The sequence below is a fragment of the Delftia sp. Cs1-4 genome (genome assembly GCF_000214395.1).
In the GTDB taxonomy this organism is placed as follows: Bacteria; Pseudomonadota; Gammaproteobacteria; order Burkholderiales; family Burkholderiaceae_C; genus Comamonas; species Comamonas acidovorans.
On the sequence record NC_015563.1, the window covers coordinates 1,828,673 to 1,849,926 of the forward strand.

The 21,254-nt window shown below is 66.2% G+C and carries 19 protein-coding genes; 14 read left to right on the top strand and 5 right to left on the bottom strand.

Features of this window, described 5'->3' with window-relative positions; translation table 11 throughout:
• The first annotated feature begins 39 nt into the window (after window positions 1-39).
• From DELCS14_RS08075 to DELCS14_RS08090, 4 genes are all read left to right on the top strand, one after another.
• Complete coding sequence (locus DELCS14_RS08075) at window positions 40-543, top strand: hypothetical protein (RefSeq protein ID WP_013801180.1); 504 nt, start codon at window positions 40-42, stop codon at window positions 541-543.
• Between the two features lie 30 nt (window positions 544-573).
• Window positions 574-1,650 carry a nitrogen regulation protein NR(II) gene (gene glnL, locus DELCS14_RS08080; RefSeq protein WP_012206799.1) on the top strand — a complete coding sequence of 359 codons (1,077 nt, stop codon included), beginning with the start codon at window positions 574-576 and terminating at the stop codon, window positions 1,648-1,650.
• 45 nt (window positions 1,651-1,695) lie between these two features.
• Window positions 1,696-3,267 carry a nitrogen regulation protein NR(I) gene (gene ntrC, locus DELCS14_RS08085; protein ID WP_013801181.1) on the top strand — a complete coding sequence of 524 codons (1,572 nt, stop codon included), beginning with the start codon at window positions 1,696-1,698 and terminating at the stop codon, window positions 3,265-3,267.
• Between the two features lie 144 nt (window positions 3,268-3,411).
• Window positions 3,412-4,224 carry a hypothetical protein gene (locus DELCS14_RS08090; RefSeq protein WP_224986152.1) on the top strand — a complete coding sequence of 271 codons (813 nt, stop codon included), beginning with the start codon at window positions 3,412-3,414 and terminating at the stop codon, window positions 4,222-4,224.
• Window positions 4,225-4,239: 15 nt separating this feature from the next.
• Here the strand turns inward: DELCS14_RS08090 and xth are convergent, their stop codons facing one another.
• A complete protein-coding gene (xth, locus tag DELCS14_RS08095) occupies window positions 4,240-5,016 on the bottom strand; it encodes an exodeoxyribonuclease III (RefSeq protein WP_043796617.1) in 777 nt (258 codons plus the stop codon).
• Window positions 5,017-5,304: 288 nt separating this feature from the next.
• Between xth and DELCS14_RS29460 the strand changes: the two genes are divergently transcribed.
• On the top strand, window positions 5,305-5,928 hold the full coding sequence (locus DELCS14_RS29460) for a hypothetical protein (RefSeq protein WP_013801184.1): 624 nt from the start codon (window positions 5,305-5,307) through the stop codon (window positions 5,926-5,928).
• Between the two features lie 1,140 nt (window positions 5,929-7,068).
• Here the strand turns inward: DELCS14_RS29460 and DELCS14_RS08105 are convergent.
• From DELCS14_RS08105 to DELCS14_RS08120, 4 genes are all read right to left on the bottom strand, one after another.
• Complete coding sequence (locus tag DELCS14_RS08105) at window positions 7,069-8,568, bottom strand: aldehyde dehydrogenase family protein (RefSeq protein WP_013801185.1); 1,500 nt, start codon at window positions 8,566-8,568, stop codon at window positions 7,069-7,071.
• Between the two features lie 572 nt (window positions 8,569-9,140).
• The gene (locus DELCS14_RS08110; protein ID WP_013801186.1) at window positions 9,141-9,602 is read right to left on the bottom strand and encodes a MarR family transcriptional regulator; all 462 of its coding nucleotides are present in this window, start codon (window positions 9,600-9,602) and stop codon (window positions 9,141-9,143) included.
• A 288-nt stretch (window positions 9,603-9,890) separates the two neighbouring features.
• Window positions 9,891-10,964, bottom strand: a complete 1,074-nt coding sequence (locus DELCS14_RS08115) for a LacI family DNA-binding transcriptional regulator (RefSeq protein WP_172642949.1) — start codon at window positions 10,962-10,964, stop codon at window positions 9,891-9,893.
• Between the two features lie 187 nt (window positions 10,965-11,151).
• Window positions 11,152-12,120, bottom strand: coding sequence for a tripartite tricarboxylate transporter substrate binding protein (locus DELCS14_RS08120; protein ID WP_013801188.1), 969 nt, complete (start codon window positions 12,118-12,120; stop codon window positions 11,152-11,154).
• 286 nt (window positions 12,121-12,406) lie between these two features.
• On the opposite strand from DELCS14_RS08120, the gene DELCS14_RS08125 reads away from it, so the two are divergent.
• The 9 genes from DELCS14_RS08125 to DELCS14_RS08165 all read left to right on the top strand — a co-directional run bounded on the left by DELCS14_RS08125 (window position 12,407) and on the right by DELCS14_RS08165 (window position 21,252).
• Window positions 12,407-13,783, top strand: a complete 1,377-nt coding sequence (locus DELCS14_RS08125; protein WP_013801189.1) for an MmgE/PrpD family protein — start codon at window positions 12,407-12,409, stop codon at window positions 13,781-13,783.
• A gap of 19 nt (window positions 13,784-13,802) precedes the next feature.
• Window positions 13,803-14,291: a MaoC family dehydratase gene (locus DELCS14_RS08130; RefSeq protein WP_013801190.1), complete on the top strand. Its 489-nt coding sequence runs from the start codon at window positions 13,803-13,805 to the stop codon at window positions 14,289-14,291.
• Window positions 14,292-14,293: 2 nt separating this feature from the next.
• The gene (locus DELCS14_RS08135; RefSeq protein WP_013801191.1) at window positions 14,294-15,454 is read left to right on the top strand and encodes an acyl-CoA dehydrogenase family protein; all 1,161 of its coding nucleotides are present in this window, start codon (window positions 14,294-14,296) and stop codon (window positions 15,452-15,454) included.
• Window positions 15,451-15,930, top strand: a complete 480-nt coding sequence (locus tag DELCS14_RS08140) for a MaoC family dehydratase (protein ID WP_013801192.1) — start codon at window positions 15,451-15,453, stop codon at window positions 15,928-15,930. Before DELCS14_RS08135 ends, DELCS14_RS08140 begins: the two co-directional genes overlap by 4 nt.
• A complete protein-coding gene (locus DELCS14_RS08145; protein WP_013801193.1) occupies window positions 15,927-17,153 on the top strand; it encodes a CoA transferase in 1,227 nt (408 codons plus the stop codon). Before DELCS14_RS08140 ends, DELCS14_RS08145 begins: the two co-directional genes overlap by 4 nt.
• A 61-nt stretch (window positions 17,154-17,214) precedes the next feature.
• Entirely contained in the window at window positions 17,215-18,084 is an 870-nt protein-coding gene (locus DELCS14_RS08150; RefSeq protein WP_267234559.1) for a CoA ester lyase, read from the top strand.
• A 69-nt stretch (window positions 18,085-18,153) separates the two neighbouring features.
• Entirely contained in the window at window positions 18,154-19,338 is a 1,185-nt protein-coding gene (locus tag DELCS14_RS08155) for an ABC transporter substrate-binding protein (RefSeq protein WP_013801195.1), read from the top strand.
• A 25-nt stretch (window positions 19,339-19,363) separates the two neighbouring features.
• Window positions 19,364-20,230 (top strand): branched-chain amino acid ABC transporter permease, encoded by an 867-nt coding sequence (locus DELCS14_RS08160; protein WP_013801196.1) that lies wholly within the window; start codon window positions 19,364-19,366, stop codon window positions 20,228-20,230.
• Window positions 20,227-21,252 carry a branched-chain amino acid ABC transporter permease gene (locus tag DELCS14_RS08165; protein WP_013801197.1) on the top strand — a complete coding sequence of 342 codons (1,026 nt, stop codon included), beginning with the start codon at window positions 20,227-20,229 and terminating at the stop codon, window positions 21,250-21,252. Before DELCS14_RS08160 ends, DELCS14_RS08165 begins: the two co-directional genes overlap by 4 nt.
• The last annotated feature ends 2 nt before the right edge of the window (window positions 21,253-21,254 follow it).

Genomic DNA, 21,254 nt, shown 5'->3' on the forward strand with positions numbered 1-21,254 from the left:
AAGCTGGGCCCTTCCGATCTGGCTACCCGAGGGAATGGAATGAAGAAACTGTTTGTGTCACTGCTGCTGCCCCTGCTGTCGGTGGGAGCCTGGTCCCAGGACGTGATCTACCGCTGCGGCAACGAGTACACCAACAACGTCAGCCAGGCCAAGGCCAAGGACTGCAAGCCGGTGGATGGCGGGCATGTGACGGTGATCCATGGCGGCAGCAAGCCGGCGGCCTCGGGCGGCAGCCAGGCACCGCGCACCTCCGCCGCTCCGGCCGCAGGATCGCCCGCTCCGGCCAAGGTCAACAGCAGCGCCCAGAAGGCCCGCGACTCCGACGCGCGGACCATTCTGGAAAGCGAGCTGGCCCGCGCCCAGGAGAAGCTGACACAGCTGCGTCAGGAGTACAACGATGGCAATCCCCAGCGCACCGCATTGGAGTTGCGCAATCCCCAGGGCTATCTGGAACGTGTCGAGCAGCTCAAGAGCAGCATCTCGCGGCAGGAAGGCGATGTCGCCGGCATCCGCCGTGAGCTGGATCGACTTCCCAAGAACTGACGGGCCCGCGCGGCCCACCGGAGCCCGGCCATGATCCAGGACGACCGGCCGGCGCCCCCGGCCTCCTATCAGGCGCTTGACCTGCTGTGCACGCTGATGACCGTGCTCGACGAGCAGGGTGCCGTGCTTTTCGCCAACGCCGCCCTTGAAAACGCATTGGGCCTGTCGCGCCGCATGCTCGAAGGCAGCGAGCTGGCGGCCTGCTTCACCGAGCCTGCCTTGCTGGACAAGGCCTTGCGTGGCGCCCAGGACAACGACTTCGCGGCCTTGCGCTTCGAGGCCAGCCTGCACCGCGTGGGCGGCGATGCGCTGCCCGTGCACGTCACGGTCTCGCTGGCCGAGCGGCCCGGCCATGTGCTGGTCGAGTTCTGGCCGCTGGAGCAGCAGGCCCGCCAGGACCGCGAGGAGCGGCTGCGCGAGCAGGCCCAGGCACACAAGGAGCTGATCCGCAACCTGGCCCACGAGATCAAGAACCCGCTGGGCGGCATCCGTGGCGCAGCCCAGCTGCTGCAGATGGATCTGGACGCCCCCGAGCTGCGCGAGTACACCGAAGTCATCATCCACGAGGCCGACCGGCTGCAGGCGCTGGTGGACCGGCTGCTGGCGCCGCACCGCCATCCGCATGAGGTGGGCGACGTCAACATCCACGAAGTCTGCGAGCGCGTGCGCTCGCTGGTGCTGGTCGAGCACCCTGCCGGGCTGACCATCACGCGCGACTACGACATCTCCATCCCGGAGTTCCGGGGCGACAGCGCCCAGCTGATCCAGGCCGTGCTCAACATCGTCCAGAACGCGGCGCAGGCGCTGCAGGAGCGCATCGCCGCCGGTGATGCCGAGATCATTTTGCGAACGCGTGTGGCCCGGCAGGTAACTTTTGGTCGCCAGCGCTATCGGTTGGCATTGGAATTGCATGTGATCGACAACGGGCCAGGCGTTCCCGATGCCATCAAGGAGCGGATCTTCTATCCGCTGGTATCGGGAAGGGATGGCGGTTCGGGACTGGGGCTGACGCTGGCGCAGACCTTCGTGCAGCGCCACCAGGGGCTGATCGAATGTGAAAGCCAGCCGGGCCGCACGGATTTCCGCATCCTCATTCCCCTGCCTTGAGGCCCACGGAAGTCAACACTGCAACAAGGGAAGGATGCACCACCAATGAAACCGATCTGGATCGTGGATGATGACCCTTCCATCCGCTTCGTGCTGGAAAAGGCACTGGGCCGGGAAGGCTGGGCAACGCGCAGCTTCATCCAGGCGCGCGATGTGCTCACGGCACTGTCCGATGTCGATGCCGGCGACCCGGCGCGCCAGCCACCCCAGGTGCTGGTGAGCGACATCCGCATGCCCGGCGGCTCGGGGCTGGAGCTGCTCGAGCAGATCCGCGCCCAGCAGCCGGGCCTGCCCGTCATCATCATGACCGCGTACTCCGACCTGGACAGTGCCGTCTCGGCCTTCCAGCGCGGAGCCTTCGAATACCTGCCCAAACCCTTCGACCTGCCCAAGGCGGTGGAACTCATCCGGCGCGCCGTCGAGGAAAGCCTGCGCGAGGATGTGGCGGAGGCCCAGGCCCCGCTGCAGGCCGAGATGCTGGGCCAGGCGCCTGCCATGCAGGACGTGTTCCGCGCCATCGGCCGGCTCAGCCAGAGCCAGGTCACGGTGCTGATCACCGGCGAGTCGGGCTCGGGCAAAGAGCTGGTGGCGCGCGCGCTGCACAAGCACTCGCCCGTGGCGGGTGGCCCCTTCGTGGCCATCAACACCGCCGCCATCCCCAAGGACCTGCTGGAGTCCGAACTGTTCGGCCACGAGCGCGGCGCCTTCACGGGCGCCCAGACGCAACGGCGCGGACGCTTCGAGCAGGCCGAGGGCGGCACGCTCTTTCTCGATGAAATCGGCGACATGCCCTTCGACCTGCAGACGCGCCTGCTGCGTGTGCTGTCGGACGGGCACTTCTACCGCGTGGGCGGCCACCAGGCCGTCAAGGCCCATGTGCGCGTCATCGCCGCCACCCACCAGGACCTGGAGCAGCGCGTGCGCAACGGCGGCTTCCGCGAGGATCTGTTCCACCGCCTCAACGTCATCCGCCTGCGCCTGCCCGCGCTGCGCGAGCGCAATGAAGACGTGCCCATGCTGGCGCGCCACTTCCTGCAGCAAAGCGCGCGGCAACTGGGCGTGGAGCCCAAGCGCATGGGGGTCGATGCCATGCAGCGGCTGCAGACCTTCGCCTTCCCCGGCAACGTGCGACAGCTGGAGAACATCTGCCATTGGCTGACCGTCATGGCCCCTGCCCAGGTCATCTCGGTCAAGGACCTGCCCCCCGAGGTGCTGGGCGAAGCCGCCCCGCCCGTGGGCGGTGGCAACGGCGGCGTGCCTGCACCGGCCACGCTGCCGCATGCGCCGGCACCCCTGGCGGAAGAGGGCCTTGGCCGACTGCCCGTGCCCGTGTCCGCGCTGGCCCCGCCGCATGACGCGGCCCTGGCCGCTTCCGACCTGGACTGGGTCCATCTGCTGGGGCAACAGGCGCGCCAGCTGCTGGAGCACACCCACGCCCAGGGGCATGGTGAAGTCTGGGACCAGCTGTCCCGCCGCTTCGAGGCGCAGCTGATCCGCTCGGCCCTGGCCGTCACCCATGGCCGCCGGGTCGAGGCCGCCCAGCGCCTGGGCATTGGCCGCAACACCATCACCCGCAAGCTGCAGGAGCTGGGCATGGACGAGGACGCCTTCGAGTAAGGCAAGCCGGTGGGCGGCCGGGCCCTTGCCTCGGCAAGGGTCCGGCTCCTACAGGCCGGCGCCCGGGGGGCTGACGGGGCCGGGTCGCCCGGGCTTGGGACAATGGAGTCCTCTTCGCTGGAACGGCCTACGTCCCGACCTATCGTGCCCACAGTCCTCTCCAACCTCTGGCAAAAAGCCAAGCCCGCTCGTCCGGGCCTGATGTATCCATCGACACCGCGCACGCTTGGCGAGCCGGTCGATGCGTACTGGCATGACCGCTACTTCCTGGAGCCTTACTTCGTTGCAGGGCGTGGTTACGACCAATACCGTCCCGCCTACGCACTGGGCTGGAAAGCGTCACTTGAACCCGAGCACGCGCAGCAGGATTTCGACGATGTCGAATTCGAGCTCGAAGAGCGCTGGGAGCAGGTTCGGGGCAGCAGCCTGCTGCGCTGGAGCCAGGTACGCGAGGCCGTGGAGGCCTCATGGCTGCAGGCGCGCCAGCGCACGCCCACACAGCCAGTGGCCACCACGCTGGAATTGCAGAGCACGGCCCTGCTCAATGCCGTGCTGGCCCTGGGCCGCCAGGCCCATGCACGCCTGGGTGAATGCATGAATCCCATGCCCCAGGGGCTGATCGGACAGGTGCTGGCGCGGCACTTCAATGCCAGCCAGATCCTGGTCGAGGACCTGGAACGTGCCATCGGCTCCAGCGGCGGCGTGGTCCTGCCCGTGCGCGACAGCCGTGCCGCACTGCGTCGCAACGCCTTCTGGGACGGGCTGCTGGGCAGGGAAGAGGGCGCTGACTACGTGCTGGACCAGGCCGAGTCCTGCCAGCAGCAATGGCTGAGCGCCTATGAGGCTGCCGAGCAGGTACGTCTGCCCAGGGCGCTCAGCGAGATTCTTCACCGCCAGTCCCTGATGCTGCGCGGCCATATTGAGGCCATCCACTGGCTGCGCCGGTACATGCTGTAGCCGGCTGGCTGCAATTCAGCCCAAGGTCACGACCACGGGCGCGTGGTCGCTGGGCTGCGGGTTCTTGCGCGGCGCACGGTCCACGCTGCAGGCGGTGACGCTGGGACGCAATGCCTCGCTGACCAGGATATGGTCGATGCGCAGGCCCCGGTTCTTCTGGAAACCCAGCATCCGGTAGTCCCACCACGAATAGCTTTTCTCGGGCTGGTCGAACATGCGGAAGGCATCGGTCAGGCCCAGTTGCAGCAGCGCCTGGAAATGCGTGCGCTCTTCCACCGTGTGGTGGATCGTGTCCTTCAGGCCTATGGGATCGTAGGAGTCGCGGTCCTCGGGCGCCACGTTGAAGTCGCCCACCAGCACCAGGCGCGGGTGGGCCGCCATTTCGCTTTTCACCCAGTCCTGCAGCGCCTGCAGCCAGCGCATCTTGTAGGCGAACTTGTCGGTGCCCGGCGCCTGCCCATTCACGAAGTAGCCATTGATCAGGCGCACCGGGCCGCCTTCGGCATCGAGGGTGGCGGCAATGATGCGGGCCTGCTCGTCATCCAGGCCCGGGATATTGCGCACCACGTCGCGCACCGGCGTGCGCGTCAGCCAGGCCACGCCGTTGTAGGTCTTTTGCCCATGGCTGACCGCGTGGTAGCCGGCCTCCTGCAGCGCCTGCAGCGGAAACTTGTCGTCGGTGAGCTTGAGTTCCTGCAGCGCCAGCGCATCGACAGGATTGGCCTGCAGCCAGGCCAGCACCTGCGGCAGGCGCACGGACAGGGAGTTGACGTTCCAGGTGGCAATCTTCATCATGTTGTCTAACTTGTTGATTTATATAGAAATTCTTCGGAAACAATGCCTGCAAAAATGCGCTAGCTACCAGCCTAGCTACCAGAAAAAGCGGCGGTAGGACCAGCACAAGGATGGAAGTGTCATGAAGCTCCATACTAAACAGCTGCGTCTCGTCTCCGAGCTCCAACTGGCCCTTTGCGCAGATTCCCGCGCGGAATGGGTCCATCTGGCACCGATCATGATGCCGCTCGGCGCTACCACTTGTGGCCGTCGGGTCGGGTTCAGGCGATGGAGCGAGGCTCGATCATGACGCAGGGCCCGCAGGACCTCATCGGTCCCTTGTACCTTGGCGCCAAAGAAGATGTCATCCCGCCGTTTCTCAGGCCGAGCTTTGACGGCGAACGTCCCCGCCGCTCAGCGGCGCCTCCCGTGCTCCTGTCATCGAACTTCGCGCAAGCGTATGCGCAAGGCACGTATGAGGAGGATGGCAGTGTCCTTGAGGTGTGGCTGCACAAGGGCACGCGATGGCGCTACCGGCCGACGCCGTTTGAGTTCGGATGCGGCGAGCCGCCCATTGCGCCCCCCGCGGGTGAGAGGCGCGGGCTGGATTGCATCCGACTTGGCGCCGGCGAGCTGTGGTACGTGTGGGACCCTGCGGTCGTCACCCTTGTTCGCCGCCTTCGCCACAGCGAGGCCATTCCGCTGCTTTGCGCAGCCTTCGACGAGGCGGGCGCGGGGGCGACTTACAAGGAGGGCGTGGTAGCCGACTATGCCAGCATCTGGTGGGATCGTGCGCACGAGAATCCCCGTCTCTCCGTGCTGAAGTACCGCCAGCGGCTTGAGGCTGTACTGCGTCGCCACATGGGGCGCAAGCGGGCGCAGGCATACCTGCATGGCGAACTCCTGACGGCCGGGCATGGCGCGCCGTAGCGGCGCAGGCTCGTCCCGCGGCGTGTTGGCGGTGGGCATGCGTGCTCGCCAGTGTGAATGGCGCCAGTGCAAGGCGAGCGCATGTTCTGGCAAATGGATGGCGAACCGCTGCTGACCTGGCGCGGGGAAGCATCTTGAAATCATGGGTCGTGTCTCCTGAATCTATTTCTCTTGTGGCTTGGAACGCTACCTGGCCTACGCTGCGACCGACGTGTTCAATGCGGACGGCAGAGCCCCTGGAAGGCGCGCGGGCTGCATCCCATCGCCACTGACCACCGTTTGACCGGCCCTGCCGTCGATCGACCTTGCTCGGCGTCTCGAAGGCGGCGAGCCCGTCCCGCGGCACTCCGCTTCGTCGCGCCAGGCGGCGGCAACCGCCTTCCCGTACGACGTCGCCCGGTGAAGGCTGCGGTCTCCCGGGCGGCACGCCAGGGCGGCATGTTGTCGCGGGTCGTCACGAACATTCCACAAAGTGGACATATTCAGGCGATTTCAGCCCTGTCCAGCCTCTTCCTTGCGCTATCCAAGCCGACTTCATCATAACAACTGCAGCGCAGGACAGCATATTCAAACGCAATGAAAGGCGTCCATATATTGGTATGTGTTTGCCAGAAGTGCCGATGCATGGCGGCACTGGCCTGCAACCGGCTGCGCGCTGCCGGCGGGCGCGAAGAAATGGTCCGATGCGATGCGTCTGATCGCATGTGTCTGTAGGGGGCTTGCGCCCATCGCATGTCGGTGGACGGGTTTGATAAGGAACGCTGTCTGAGCGTCATGGCGGCGTGCCTGGGCGGCCGCCGCGCGTTCGGGCCCGCGCACGGCCCGTTCGCTGGGGGCGGTCCGCGCGCGTCAGGCGCCCGCACTGCGGATATTTCCCGGCTGCGCCCACGCAGCCGGTGTGTCTTGCGCTCTGGATGCGCAAGCGGCCATCGGCAGGCTGTTGTACAGGGCCGCCTGGACGGGCCGCTGCACGCGGCGCCTCGCGCATGGCAGCCGCTGCCCAGGCCATTGCCGGGACGGCAGATCCCAAGGGCTTCCCCCGGCGAAGCGGCGAGGCACGGGGCTACGCCGGAGCCCTGCATCGCATGAGCGCAGCCAGCGCCGACGGCTGCACATTGCGGGCCCTGGCTGGCCGCCTAGCTAGCCGTGCAGCTTCACGTTGAGGTTCACGTTCTTGACGTGGGTGAACTCGAACAGCTCGTCCTTGGACTCTTCCCGGCCCAGGCCCGATTGCTTGATGCCACCGAACGGCGCGCCAAGGATGTGCGCGGAGCAGTCATTGACCCAGACATAGCCCGCTTGCAGCCGCGCAGCGTTGCGGTGGGCCGTCTGCAGGTCGCGGGTCCAGATCGAACCCGTCAGCCCGTAAGGAACGCCGTTCACGGCGTCGAACAACGCGTCCTCGTCGCGCCAGCGCAGCACGGACAGCACCGGGCCGAAGATCTCTTCCTGCGCGATCCGCATGGAGGGCGTGACGTCAACGAAGACCGTCGGCTCGACGAAGAAGCCATTCGCCAATGCCGGATCGTCGGGATGGCGCCCACCCGCCGCGAGCGTGGCCCCGTCAGCGCGCCCGACGTCCACGTAGTGCAGGGTACGGTCGTACTGGGCGCGGTTGACCAGCGCCCCCATCGTCGTGCGCATGTCGGTGGCCAGGCCGGGGCGGTGCGCGGCGTGCAGGCGCGCCAGCAGTGCGTCGACGAAGCGATCGTGCAGGCTCTCGTGCAGGAAAAGGCGGCTGGTCGAGCCACAGGACTGACCGCACCAGGTGAAGTTCATGCCACGGACCGCTCCGTCGACCGCGGCATCGAAATCCGCGTCAGGATGGATGATCATGGCGTTCTTGCCGCCGAGTTCCAAGACCGTCCGCTTCATGGTGTCGGCCGATGCCCGAAGCACGGCCTTGCCGGCCGCGACGCTGCCGATGATGCCGACGGCAGCCACATCCGGATGGCTGGCGAGGGCAGCGCCGGTTTCGCGATCGCCGCTGACACAGTTGAGGACGCCCGGAGGGAAGATGCCGTCCAGCAACTCGAACAGCCGGATGGTGGAAAGCGGCGCCTGCTCCGGCGGCTTCACGATCACGGTGTTGCCAGCGGCCAGGGGCGCCGCGATCTTGCCGGCCGCAAACATGAACGGATGGTTGAACGCGCAGATGCGCACCACCACGCCGACCGGCTCCCGAACGGTGTAGTTCAGCGACCCGTTCGCGGTCGGCAGCGTCTCGCCCTTCAACTCCAGCACGAGCCCGGCGAAGTATTCCAGCTGCGCAGCCGCCAGCTCGGCGTCCATGAGCATGGCGCGCACCGGATTTCCACAGTCAGCGGCGTCGATCAGGGCGAGGTCGGCGGAATGCTCGCGCAACCGGCGAGCCGCTTCGCGCAGTCTGCGGGCCCGCTCGAGCGGCGCGGTGCGCGACCAGGCGGGCAGGGCGGCACGCGCCGCTTGGACTGCCGCATCCGCCTCCGCTTCGCCGCCCAACAGAAACTCGCCCAGCGTCGCGCCGGTCGAGGGATTGATCGTCGATGCCGACCGTGCGGTGGCCGGCGCGTGCCAGCGCCCGCCCCAGTACAGTCCGCGCTCGCGCGGTAGCACGGACGGCACACGTGCGGAAAGATCGTGCTCGGAGGCATCGCTCATGGTCGTTCGGGCTTCAGTGGTCATGGGGCTGGAATTTGACTGGGTTGATCGAAGGGGTTGCTCCAATTATAGTTAGGCGTCTACGCATTTGGCGGCTTGCGACGCCGCCGGCGGCTATCGTTTGCCCGAGGAGGTTGCGTGCGCTGGGAGCGGACCGGGCGCGGCGCTCTCGGTTGTGGCTGCGCGCCTGCGACCTGGCGCGCGCTGTCTGCGCCCAGGCCAGGCTGGCCCGCGTCGCGGGGCCACATGAAAGCAGGGTACGGTTGGACGGCCGCTCGGGCGACGTCGGCCCTCGCGGACCCAGGTGAGGCTGCGGGAAGAGAGCGCATGGCCGTCGCCGAAAGCAATGACGCTGCGCCGGCGACGCGCCGGGGTTTCATCGCGAGCATCCGCTCACTGCATCGCCAGTGTGGTCGAAACGGCTGCTGGTTGCAGCGTCCGATCAGGCAGCCGGCTCCGCGCGGACCATGGGGCGGGATTCCCGTTGCTCAGGGGACCCGATCCGTTCCCCGGTGGTCCTTCGCACGGTAGAGAGATCGCGACATCTCCGAGCCCGCGCGTGGGATGGCGGATCAGTCCTCGAGCTGCTCGTCGTTGGCGAGGTTTTCGATCATCTTGAGCAACGAGCGCCGGACGATTGAAATGTGGGCATCGGACAAGGAGCTGACCGCGATGGAGTTCACCTCCTCGGCCAGCGGAACGAGCTTGGTCTTGAGCCGCTTGCCGGCCGGGGTGAGGAACACGTAGAGACTCTTGCGGTTGTCGGGGCGCCGCTTGCGCACGATGTAACCCAGCTCCTCCATGCCCCTCAGTGCGATGGCGGTGGTGGGCGCCATGACCCCTGCCTCATCGCTGAGCTCGATCTGCGTCAGGCCATCCTTTTCCCACAGGATGCGCAGGAAAGTCCAGTGCCCGAGCTGCACACCGTGGCGCGCGAGACGATGCTGGAGCGAACGCAGAAATGCGCGTGTGGCGTCCTTGACCAGATGGGCCAAGCGATCGTCAGGAACGCCCTCGTGCCAGTGCTGCAGCATCCGGGCTGCTCCCTCGATCGACTCAGCCGCCTTTTTCGCCAATTTGTGAATCCTCGAATCGTGATTGAAACCATTCCTGGGGTCGCGCGCATCGCCCCCTCACCGGGCTTGCGCGTATCCAGCAACGGGCTGGCGCACCGACTGCGAGCAGGAAAAGCACGCGGCAGCGCCCCCGTCGATCTGCTGATCAACGTGCGTTGAAATATAGCATTGCCCCTTCCGAAGATTTCCGACGTGCGTGGCTGCGCGAGCGCGCTGGCGCTCCTGTCACTGGCACCGGGAGACGGGCTATTTCGCCCTCTTTCTCTTGGAGCCCTTATCTGCTGCCGGTGGGGCGCCGCACGATTCGCGGTGGATCAACTGGGTATCGAAATGGAGAACGCGGGGCGGTCCGGTGATACTGCCTTGCAGGCGTCCCAGGATGAGCTTGGAGGCCTCGATGCCCATGGCCGCAAAATCGACCTGAAGCTCGGTGATCGTCGGGGTAATCAGTTCGGCGATCTCCGGATTCGTGGAAGAGATGACGGAGATATCCGCCGGAATGCGCAGTCCGGCCGCCCGAATGGCTCGCAGAACGCCAGGCAGCATGAGAACGCCTCCGGCGAGGATGGCGGTAGGCGGCTCGGGGAGGGCCAACAGCTCGGCAGTCTGCTGCCGCGCGAATTCCGCGGAAAAGCTTCCAGCGCGGATGAGCGCGGTATCGACGCGGTGGCCTGCCGCGGTATGCGCCTTACGATAGGCGGCGACGCGCTCCTTGGCTGGACGCACCTGCAAGGGCCCCGTCACCAGCGCCACCCGCGCATGCCCCAGGCCGAACAGATACGCGAGGGCTCGTTGGATACCGGTCCGGTGGTCTATCGCAATGGTGTCCTGCTCCTTGTCCGCATCGCGATCGAGGAAGACGGTGGGCACGCCCAGTGCCTTGCGCGCCTTGGAGAGCGTCTCGTTCTTGTCCGTGGATGTCGTGATGATGAGGCCGTCGATGCGTCGGCCCGCGAAGGCCCGCATGATCTCCAGCTCCCGCCGCGGCTCATCGTCGTAGGTGGCGAGCAGCGGCACGTAGCCTTCCCGGTACAGGATGCTCTGTGCCGCAGCCGCGAAATGCACGAAGGCCGGGGCGGAGAAATCCCTGATCAGGATGCCGATGGTCCGGGTGGTTCGCAGCCGCATGCCCTGCGCGACGGCGTCCGGGGTGTACCCCAGCTTCGCGATGGCGCGCTCCACCCGCTGCTTCATCTCCGGATTGACGTCGCTGTAGTTATTGATCACGCGGGAGGCGGTACCCAGGGATACCCCCGCCTCTGACGCGACGTCTTTGATAGTTGGTTTCACTGCACGCCAAAAGTTGTTGCTGGCGACCATTTTAGAAGCGCCCCCCATGGCCGTCGCCGAGGAACATGGCTTCGCCCTGAGAACGGCGAAGTGCAAGGGATGGGGACGGCGAGGCCCGTGCGCCGAAGGCGTGCGAGCCGACCGCCCGGGGGGGACGGTTAGGAAAAGGCTGCGCGGCGGGCCGCTCCCCAACCCGCAGGCCGGCCCCGCGGCACAGTTAGCTGATCTTGATGTTGGCCTTGCGGATCACCTCGCCCCATTTCTGGTACTCGGCGACCGCGTAGGATTTCGTGGCGGAAGCGGAGGTGCCTGGCGTTGCCTCGAGCCCTGTCGTGCTGAGCGCGCTCACCACGGCGGGATTCGCCAGCGCGCGGTTGACGTGGGCGGCGAGCGCACTTCTGACCGCATCGGGTGTTCCCTTCGGGACTGCGAACATCGCCCAGCTGCTGGCGTCGAACCCGGGATACGTCTCTGAGATCGCCGGAACTTCAGGGCGACTCTTCCAACGCGTCGCCGACGCAACGGCGAGGACCTTCACCCGGCCGGAGTTCACGAAGGCGCTGGCGCTGGTGGAGGACGCGAAGACGAGGTCCAGCCGGCGCCCGACCAGGTCAGCCAGGGACCCCGACGAGCCCTTGTAGGGCACGTGGTTCAGCCGGGCGCCCGAGCGCAGCTTGAGCATCTCGATGGTCAGGTGGTCGGTGATGCCATAGCCACTTGAGCCGCAGTCCAGCTCGCGCTCCTTGGACATCCGCACCAGCTCCGGGATAGTGTTGGCAGGAAAGTCGGGGTTCGCGACCAGCAGCGTGGGCGAGGTTCCGACCATCGCCACACCCTCGAGATCGGTGATCGAGTCGAAGCCCTGGTTGCCGTACAGATGCGGGGAGATGGTGAAGGGACCGGAGGACGTGAAGAGCAGGACGTTGCCATCCGGCGCGGACTTGGCGACGATGCCCGCGGCCAGCATCCCGCCCACACCGGGGCGGTTGTCGACGATGAAAGGCACGCCCGTGGTCTTCTGAAGTTCGTCAGTCAGGATGCGCGCGACCAGGTCGCTTCCCTGCCCGGGCGGGAACCCCACCAACACGCGCACGAGCTGGCTGGGCCAACTCCCGGAGGGAGGCTGGGCCCGGGCAACCAAGGGGGCGAGCATCGCGCTCGCGAGAAACTGGCGTCGCTGAGTCATGGATCGTTCTCCGGCGGGGCATGCGGCCTCCGCATCGCTGTTGGAAAGGGTGGTGCGCTTGCCTTGTTTTTCAGCGCAATGAATCGTTTCATGGCAATGGATGCGTTGTCAATCGAGGCGGCTAGGGGTTTGTCCTAGACATCGCGTGTTGACATTGAAACTTGATCCATATAACGTTTCATGACCTTGCGAGATCCGCCCGAAAAAACGACGCGGATCTTATTTTTACCCTGTCCATGAAACGTTATATAAACTTTTCGCGGGCATACGAAAGAGGCTTTTGCGCATGACTGACGAAGCGGCTGCGGGTGCCACGGAAGCGATTGCACGGCGGGTGCTCCAGGTGGACTACGACACGCTGTCGCCAGCGGTCGTTCTGGTGGCTAAGCAGTGCATCCTGGACTGGGTGTCCATCACCCTTCGGGCTGTCGATGAACCGCTCGTGCGGATCCTCGTCGACCACGCGCTCTCCGAGGGTGGTCACACCCAGGCCGCGGTGCTTGGACGCGGCCATTGGGTCAGCGCGCGGCAGGCAGCGCTGGTGAATGGTGCAGCGTCCCACGCACTGGACTACGACGACGTCAATATTCGAATGACGGGTCATCCAACGGTCGCGGTATTGCCCGCGGCCCTGGCCCTGGCACAGGCGCGCAACGCCAGCGGCAAGGATCTCATCGCAGCCTTCGTGGCGGGTTACGAAGCGGTTTGCGCCGTCGGTGGGCTGGTCTCGCCGTCCCACTACGCACGGGGCTTCCACGTTACGGGCACGGTTGGCACATTCGGGGCGGCGGCGGCGTGCGCGAAGCTGCTCGGCCTGGACCTCGAGCGCACCCGGACGGCGCTGGGGATCGCAGCCACGCAGGCGGCTGGTCTGAAGGCAATGTTCGGCACGATGTGCAAGCCGCTGCATGCCGGCAAGGCCTGTGAAAGCGGAACGCTATCTGCCCAGCTCGCCGAACAGGGATTCACAAGCAGGAATGACGCCATCGAATGTGCCTCGGGGTTCGCGGCAACGCAGTCCGACGGCCTCACGGGCAGTTCGGATGCTTGGAAACAGATCGGCGGCCAAGTGGGAGCGAGTTTGCTCGACAACCTCTTCAAGTACCACGCCTCCTGCTACCAGACGCATGCGCCTATCGAGGCGATCCGCAGCCTCCGGCGCGACGTGGGGTTCGGCCCCGACGATGTCGAGAAGATTTCGCTGCTGCACGACGCCGGCGCCGATTCCGTCTGCAACATTCCCCATCCGACGAGCGGACTCGAAACCAAATTCAGCTTGCGCATGTTGGCCGCCTACGCGGTGGCGGGCATCGACACGGCGGACATCGACAGCTACACGGATGAGCGTGCGCGCGATCCCCGGCTGACGGCCTTGCGCGACAAGGTTCAGGTCGATTTCACGCCTGGCTGGCCGATCACGCGCAGCCGGGTCCAGATTCGCCTCAAGGACGGGCGCTTGCTGGAGGCGGAGCACGACAGCGGGGTGCCGGAGAACGATCTGGCCGCGCAGACGCAACGCCTGCTCGAAAAGCTGCACGCGCTGCTGGATGCACGCATCGGCGTGCGCCGGGCCACCCACATCGCCGACACCCTCCTCGCGCTTGAGCGTCTTCCGGACGTGCGATCGCTGGGGGATCTCCTCTCGTTGACAGACAACCAATGAAAGACCACTAGGCAGAGCTATGGAAACCGACTTCCGACAAAAAGCCGTCCTGCGCACGCGCGGGCACTGGTACGAAGACTTTACGATCGGGCGCGAGTTCACCCATCACTGGGGCAGGACGATCAACGAGGGCGACAACTCGTACTTCACGACGATCACGCTGAACTTCTGCCCGCTGTACTTCAACAAGGAGTACGCGATCGCCCACGGACATCCGCGCGAACAGGTCAATCCGATGCTGGTCTTCACCACGGTCTTCGGCCTCACCGTGGAGGACCTGAGCGAGAACGGCGCCGGCTTCCTCGGGGTCGAGGACCTGACGAACCACCTGCCCGTCTATCCCGGCGACACCTTGACGGCGAAGTCGACCGTCCACGATGCCCGTCCGTCGGGCAAGAACCCGAAGCAGGGTGTGGTGACCTGGCACACCAAGGGCTTCAACCAGCGCGGCGAGATGGTGATCGACTTCAAGCGCACCAACCTGATTTTCAAACGAACCGTCGAATAACCATGACCTACATGACAGAAGAGCGCCGGATGATCCAGGAAGTGGCGCGCGAGTTCGCCATGAAGGAAGTCCTTCCGATCGCGAACAAGCTCGATCCGATCCAGGGCGACATCCCGATGGAACTGCGCGACAAGATGGCCGAGATGGGCTACTTCGGCATCCTGATGCCGGAAGAGTACGGGGGCATGGGCCTGGGCTGCTTCGAGTACTGCCTGGTCACCGAGGAGCTGGCGCGCGCCTGGATGAGTGTGTCCAGCATCATCGCCCGCGGCAACGGGATGATCGGCTGGCAGCACATGTCGCCCGAGCAGAAGAAGCAGTACCTGCCGCGCGTCGCCCGGGGCGAGTTCGTCGGCGCATTCGCGATGTCGGAGCCCGGCACCGGCTCGGACATCTCCAGCATGAGCACGCGGGCCAAGAAGGACGGCGACAGCTACCTGATCACCGGGAACAAGTACTGGTGCACCTTCGCCGACGGCGCGGACTATCTCATGGTGGTCGCACGCACGTCGCCGCCCGAAGGGGGGCGGCGCCATTCGGGCATGAGCATGTTCATCATCCCGAAGAAGCGCGGCGAACTGCCCGAAGGTGTCCAAGGCTCTCCCATTCCCAAGATCGGCTACTTCGGCTTCAAGACCTGGGAGCTGGCCTTCGACAACTTCCGCGTGCCGGCGGAGAACCTGATCGGCGAGGAGGGCAAGGCCTTCTACTACGCGACGGCCGGCCTGGAGGTGCCGCGCGTGCATACCGCGGCGCGCTCGATCGGCCTCGCGCGCGGCGCCCTGGAGGACGCGATCGCCTATTCGAAGGAGCGGGTCCAGTTCGGCCAGCCCATCTCGGAGTTCCAGGTGACCCGATTCAAGATCGGCCAGATGGCCACCGACATCGAGGCCGCCCGCCAGCTCATGTACCACGTGTGCGACGCCGTCGACACCCAGCGCCGCTGCGACATCGAGGCCTCGATGGTGAAGCTGTTCGCCAGCGAGATGTCCGAGCGCGTCACCAGCGAAGGGCTCCAGATCCTCGGCGGAGCGGGCTACACGAAGCTGCACGCCATGGAGCGCCACTGGCGCGACGCGCGGCTGACGAAGATCTTCGAAGGCACCTCGGAGATCCAGCTGCGGATCATCTCCGATCACCTCCTCGGAAAGGTCAAGAAATGAAAACGGCTGCACTCACGAGCAACGACAACTACTTCGAGGACTTCCGGGTGGGGGACGTGATGCGCCACTGCCGCGGCAAGACCATCGAGCCGACGGAGAACGTGGTCATCACGAACATGGTGATGAACTCCTCGTCGGCCCACTTCGACGATGTCGTGATGCGCGATACCCACTTCAAGAAGCGGCTGCAGTTCGGTGGCGTTACCGCCTCCCTCGTGGTGGGTATGGCAAGCCAGGACACGTCCGAGAACGCGATCGCGGAGCTGGGAATGACCCACATCCGCTTCAAGTCGCCGGTGTTCCATGGCGACACGCTGTACGCCTTCACCGAGGTCCTCGAAACGAAGGACTCCGACCGCGAGGACGCGGGCGAGGTGGTGTTCCACCACTGGGGCGTGAACCAGGACGACAAGGTGGTGTTCGAGGGGGATCGCCGGGTTCTCATCAAGAAACGCAGCCACTGGGGCGACCGATGACGGCTTCAGCGGGCCAGGGAGCGCTCGCGGGACTGCGCGTCATCGACATGACGCTCATGCTCGCCGGCCCCTACGCGTCGATGCTGCTGGGCGACCATGGCGCCGAGGTGATCAAGGTCGAGCCGCTCGACGGGGACTACGTGCGCACCGTGGGGCCATACCTGCCCGACGATGAGCAGCGTTCCTTCGGCGGGTACTTCCAGAGCGTGAACCGCAACAAGCAGTCCATCGCCATCGATCTCAAGCAGGCCGAGGGACGCGCGCTCCTCATCGAGCTGGTCAAGCGCTCGGACGTGCTGATCGAGAACTACCGCTCGGGCGTCATGGACCGTCTCGGGCTGTCCTACGAGGAGCTGCGCAAGGTGCGCCCGCAGCTGGTCTATGCCGCCGTGCGTGGATTCGGAGACCCGCGCACGGCCAACAGTCCTTACGTGAACTGGCCCGCCTACGACGTGGTGGCCCAGGCCATGGGCGGCATCATGGGGATCACGGGTGCCGCCGACGGAGAGCCCACGAAGGTCGGACCGGGCGTGGGAGACATCGTCCCCGCGATCATGTGCGCCTTCGGCGTGATGGCGGCTGTCTATCGGGCACGGGAGACGGGGAGGGGGCAGTTCCTGGATGTGTCGATGGTGGACACGGTGCTGGCCTTGTGCGAACGCATCGTCTACCAGTACTCCTACGAACACAAGGTGCCGGGCCCGGAAGGTCCGCGCCACCCCTTTCTTTCGCCCTTCGGCATCGTCCCGTGCAAGGACGGGCACGTCACCCTGGCCTGCCACACCGACGTGTTCTGGTCGCGCCTGTGCGAACTCATCGGGCGACCGGAACTCGGCACAGACCCCCGGCTGGCGACGGAGGCCGCACGGCGGCAGAACTCCGATCTCGTGTACGACTCGGTGGCCGTCTACACGCTCCAGCGGACCAAGCACGAACTGCTTGCCGAGCTGGGCGGACAGGTCCCGTTCAGCCCCGTCTACAACGTGGCGGACATTGCGCAGGACCCGCATTTCGCGGCCCGCGAGATGCTCGTCGAGCTGGAGCATCCGGGGAGCAAGCACCGGCCCATGGTGGCGGGCGTGCCTGTGAAGATGACAGAGACGCCCGGCGGCGTGCACCGCCGCGCGCCGCTGCTGTCGGAGCACGCCGAGGAAATCCTTGCCGGCATCGGCATCGGCGCGGAACAGCTGGCGTCGCTGCGCGAGCGCCGCATCGTAGGTTAAGACAACTTAGGAGAGAACTGTGAGCAATGTGAAGAAGCGCGTGCGCCGGGTGGAACTGGCAGTGCCTGGCTCGAACGAACGCATGATGGCGAAGGCCGCCGCGAGCAAGGCCGACATGGTGTTCCTGGACCTGGAGGATGCCGTCGCGCCCAACGCGAAGGTGGCGGCCCGCTCCAAGATCGTGACGGCACTGCGCGAACTCGATTGGACGGGCAAGACCACCTGCGTGCGCATCAACGACCTGGGCACCGAGTGGGCCTTCGAGGACATCATCTCGATCGTCGAGGGCGCGCACGAGCACCTGGATCTCATCATGGTGCCCAAGGTGCTGCGCGCGAGCGATGTGCACTTCGTGGACACGCTGCTGTCGCAGCTCGAGAAGAAGCTCAAGACGACGCGGCGCATCGGGCTGGAGGTGCTGATCGAGGAGGTCGAGGCGATGATGAACGTCGAGGAGATCGCGCGCTCGTCGTCCCGTCTCGAGGCGCTCATCTACGGCGTGGGCGATTATTCGGCGTCCCAGGGCATCGAGCTGTCCTCGATCGGCGGGCCCACGGGCTACCCGGGCGACATGTGGCATTACGGCCGCCACAAGATCACCATCGCCGCGCGCGTCAACGGTCTGGACGCGATCGACGGGCCGATGGGCAACTTCAAGGACACCGAGGCGTACTCGGAAGAGTGCCGCCGGGCGCGCCTCGTGGGCATGGTCGGCAAGTGGGCGATCCATCCCGCGCAGATCGAGCCGGCGTTGGCGGTGTTCACGCCCAGCCAGTCGTCCGTGGACAACGCGCGCGCCATGACCCAGGCCTACCGCGAGGCCGAAGCCCAGGGACTGGGCGCGGTCACCTTCAACGGCGAAATGATCGATGCGGCCACGGTGCGCATGGTGAAGAACGTCCTCGACATGGCCGACCGCATCGGCATGTGAAGCGCGCCATCGAAGGGCGCCGCGAGGTGCCTGCCCTGTTGATTCTTTAAACACACAGAAGGAGACATCATGAACAATTCTTCCATGCGACGCCAGCTCGCGTCCTGGGGCGCCTCGTTGCTGGTGCTGGCCACCGTCAGTGTTGCGGCCACGGCCCAGGAGTGCGAGACCAAGCTCGGCGTGCTCGGGCCGATGTCCGGCGGCGCGGCGGCCTGGGGCCTGGCGATGAAGGCCGGCGTCGAGTTCGCCGCGGCCCAGGCCAACGAGGCCGGCGGCGTGCAGGCAGGCAACCGCAAGTGCAAGGTCTCCGTGGTCGGCTACGACAGCAAGTACACGGCCGACGGCGCCGCCGCGGGCGCCAACTACCTGGCCAGCCAGAACGTCAAGCTCATCGTCGGCCCGGTCGGCTCGCCCGAGGCGACGGGCGTGAAGCCGGTGGCCCAGCGCAACGGGCAGCTGACCTTCACCAGCGCCTATGCCAAGGACGCGATCGGCCCGCAGTGGCCCCTGGCGTTCCACCAGATCGCGGGGCCGTCTGCCTGGGCGCCCGTGCTGACCAAGGCGGCCAAGGAGCGCTTCAAGATCTCGTCGGCGGTCGTGGTCGCGCCCAACGACCAGGGCGGCACCGACGTGGCCAGCGTGAATGCGCAGGCGTACAAGGCGCAGGGCGTCAAGACGACCGAGGAGTACTACCAGCGCGGCACGACCAACTTCGCGCCCATCGTCACGCGCATCATGAACCTGAGGCCCGACGCGGTCGACACGGCGTCATCGCCTCCGGCGGACGGCGCGACCATCGTCAAGCAGTTGCTCGAGGCCGGCTTCGACGGCGTGATCGGGCGCCTCGGTGGACCCGGCACGCAGGAGATCATCCGCGCGGCCGGCGGCGTCGAGAAGATCAAGGGCTTCTACTGGCTGGAGCTCGTTGCCGTCGACGACCCGCAAGTGAAGTCGCTGCTCAATGATTACCAGCGCGTGATGAAGGGCCCGGCCCCGGACAACACGCTGGTGTTCACGGCGGCCGCGGCGGCGCGCATGGTGCTCAAGGCCGTCACCACCGCGGGAACCTCGGACGATGCGGAGAAGGTCGCCGCAGCGTTGCGCCAGCTGCCGCCCACCGACCCCTATCTGGGCCAGGGCGTGTGGACGGGCAAGGCGAGCTTCGGCATCAACCAGGAGCTCGTGTTTCCCGTGGGAATGGGGCTCGTGGTGGGCGGCAAGCACGTCGGCGTGAACAAGATCGACCTGCACTAGGTCGCGCAGCGAAAAGGCCTATCCCATGGAAAGCGTCATCTCCACCGGCGTGATCGGACTGAGTCTGGGGACGCAGTACGCGCTGCTCAGTCTTGGCTTCACATTGATCTTCGGCATTCTCGGCGTGATCAACTTCGCGCACGGCGGGTTCTACGTCCTTGGGGGTTACGCGGCCTATTCGCTGTCTCACCTGGCGGGCCTGCCCTTCCCACTGGCCGTCGCAGCCGCTGCGCTGGCCTGCGGGATCGTGGGCTACGTCATGGAGCTTCTCTTCGTCGAGCCTCGCGTAAACGACCACCTCACGACCATGATGATCACGCTCGGCATGTATCTCATCATGACGACGGCCGTCACCGTGGTCTTCGGTCCCGAGCCGCCCGAGTTCCGGTTCCCGGTCTCTGGGTCCTACCGGGCGCACGGCTTCTACATCCCCTATTCGAACATGATCGTCTTCGCGGTCTGCGCACTGGTCATCGGCGGGGTGTACCTCATGATGTTCAAGACCCGGTTCGGCATCGCCCTGCGCGCCATGGCGGACGACAGGGCCGTGGCGATCGCGCAGGGACTGCGGCCTGCGCAGATGTTCCCGATGGCTTTCGGGCTGGCAACCGGCCTCGCCGGCCTGACGGGCGCGCTGGTGACACCGATCCTCGCGCTCGAGCCGCACGCGGGCGACGCCGTGCTGGCCAAGGCGTTCATCGTGGTGATCCTCGGCGGGCTCGGCAGCATCACCGGCGCCACGGTGGCGGCGTTCATCGTCGGCATCGTCGAAGCCTATTCGAGCGTCTACCTGGGCGGCTCGAAGGGGGCTCTGGCGCTCTTCGTCCTGGTCTTGATCATTCTCGTGGTCAAGCCGAACGGGCTCTTTGGCCGCGAGGCAAGAAAAGCATGACCATCCCGACCCGGCCCGGCCGCGGTGCCCTTCTGCGGGACGCCACGGCACTGCTGTTGCTCCTGCCCTTCGTCCTGGTTCCGCTGGTGACGACGAACCAGTTCTACTACTCGCTGACCAATCAGGTCCTCATCGGGATCATGGCGGCATTGAGCGTCTACATCATGCTGCGCATGGACCTGCTGTCCTTCGCCGTGCCCGCCTTCATGGCGATTGGCGGGTACACGGCCGCCATCGCCGCCAAGGCGGGCACCACGGACGTCATGGTGCTGAGCATCCTGAGCTTCGCGGTGCCGGCCCTGGTGGCTCTGCCGCTCGGCGCCCTGGTGCTGCGGCTCAAGGGCGTCTACTTCGTGCTCGTGACCTTCGTGTTCAACGAGATCCTGCAGCTCGCCATCTTCGAAACCCCCGCCTTGACCGGCGGATCCAACGGCATCGCGGGCGTGCCGTCCGTGACGCTGTGGGGCAGCGATCTCGGCAGCAACAGGATGCTGGTGTTCGTGACGCTGGGCCTGGCCCTGCTGGCCGCTGCGATCACGCTGGCCATCACCCACCGTTACCGAGCCGAGTTCGCCTCCATCGAGGAGAACGAAACGCTGGGCGAGAGCCTGGGCCTTGTGATCTGGCGCTACCGCACGGCGGGCTTCGTGGTCGCGGCGGGCGTGGCCGGTCTCGCGGGCTTCGCGCTCGTGAACATGCTGCTGACGGCGCATCCGAGCTCGTTCTCCTCTTTTTCCAGCGTCAACTACATCGCCTACGCCATCGTGGGCGGTCGCGGCGCGCTGCTGGGTCCGGTGCTCGGCGGCACGTTGCTGGTGTCGACCTCCAACCTCTTCAGCAGCCAGGGCGAATACTCGGCCGGCTTGTTCGGCCTGCTCATCATCGGCGTGGTGACGCTCGCGCCGGGTGGCCTGGTCGGAACGGGCGTGAAATGGTGGCGCGCGGCGACGCGGCGCGCGAACGCGCGGCCGGGCGCGCGGGCCTCGGCGGGCGCGCCGCCGCAGCTGAAATCGGGAGGGTGACC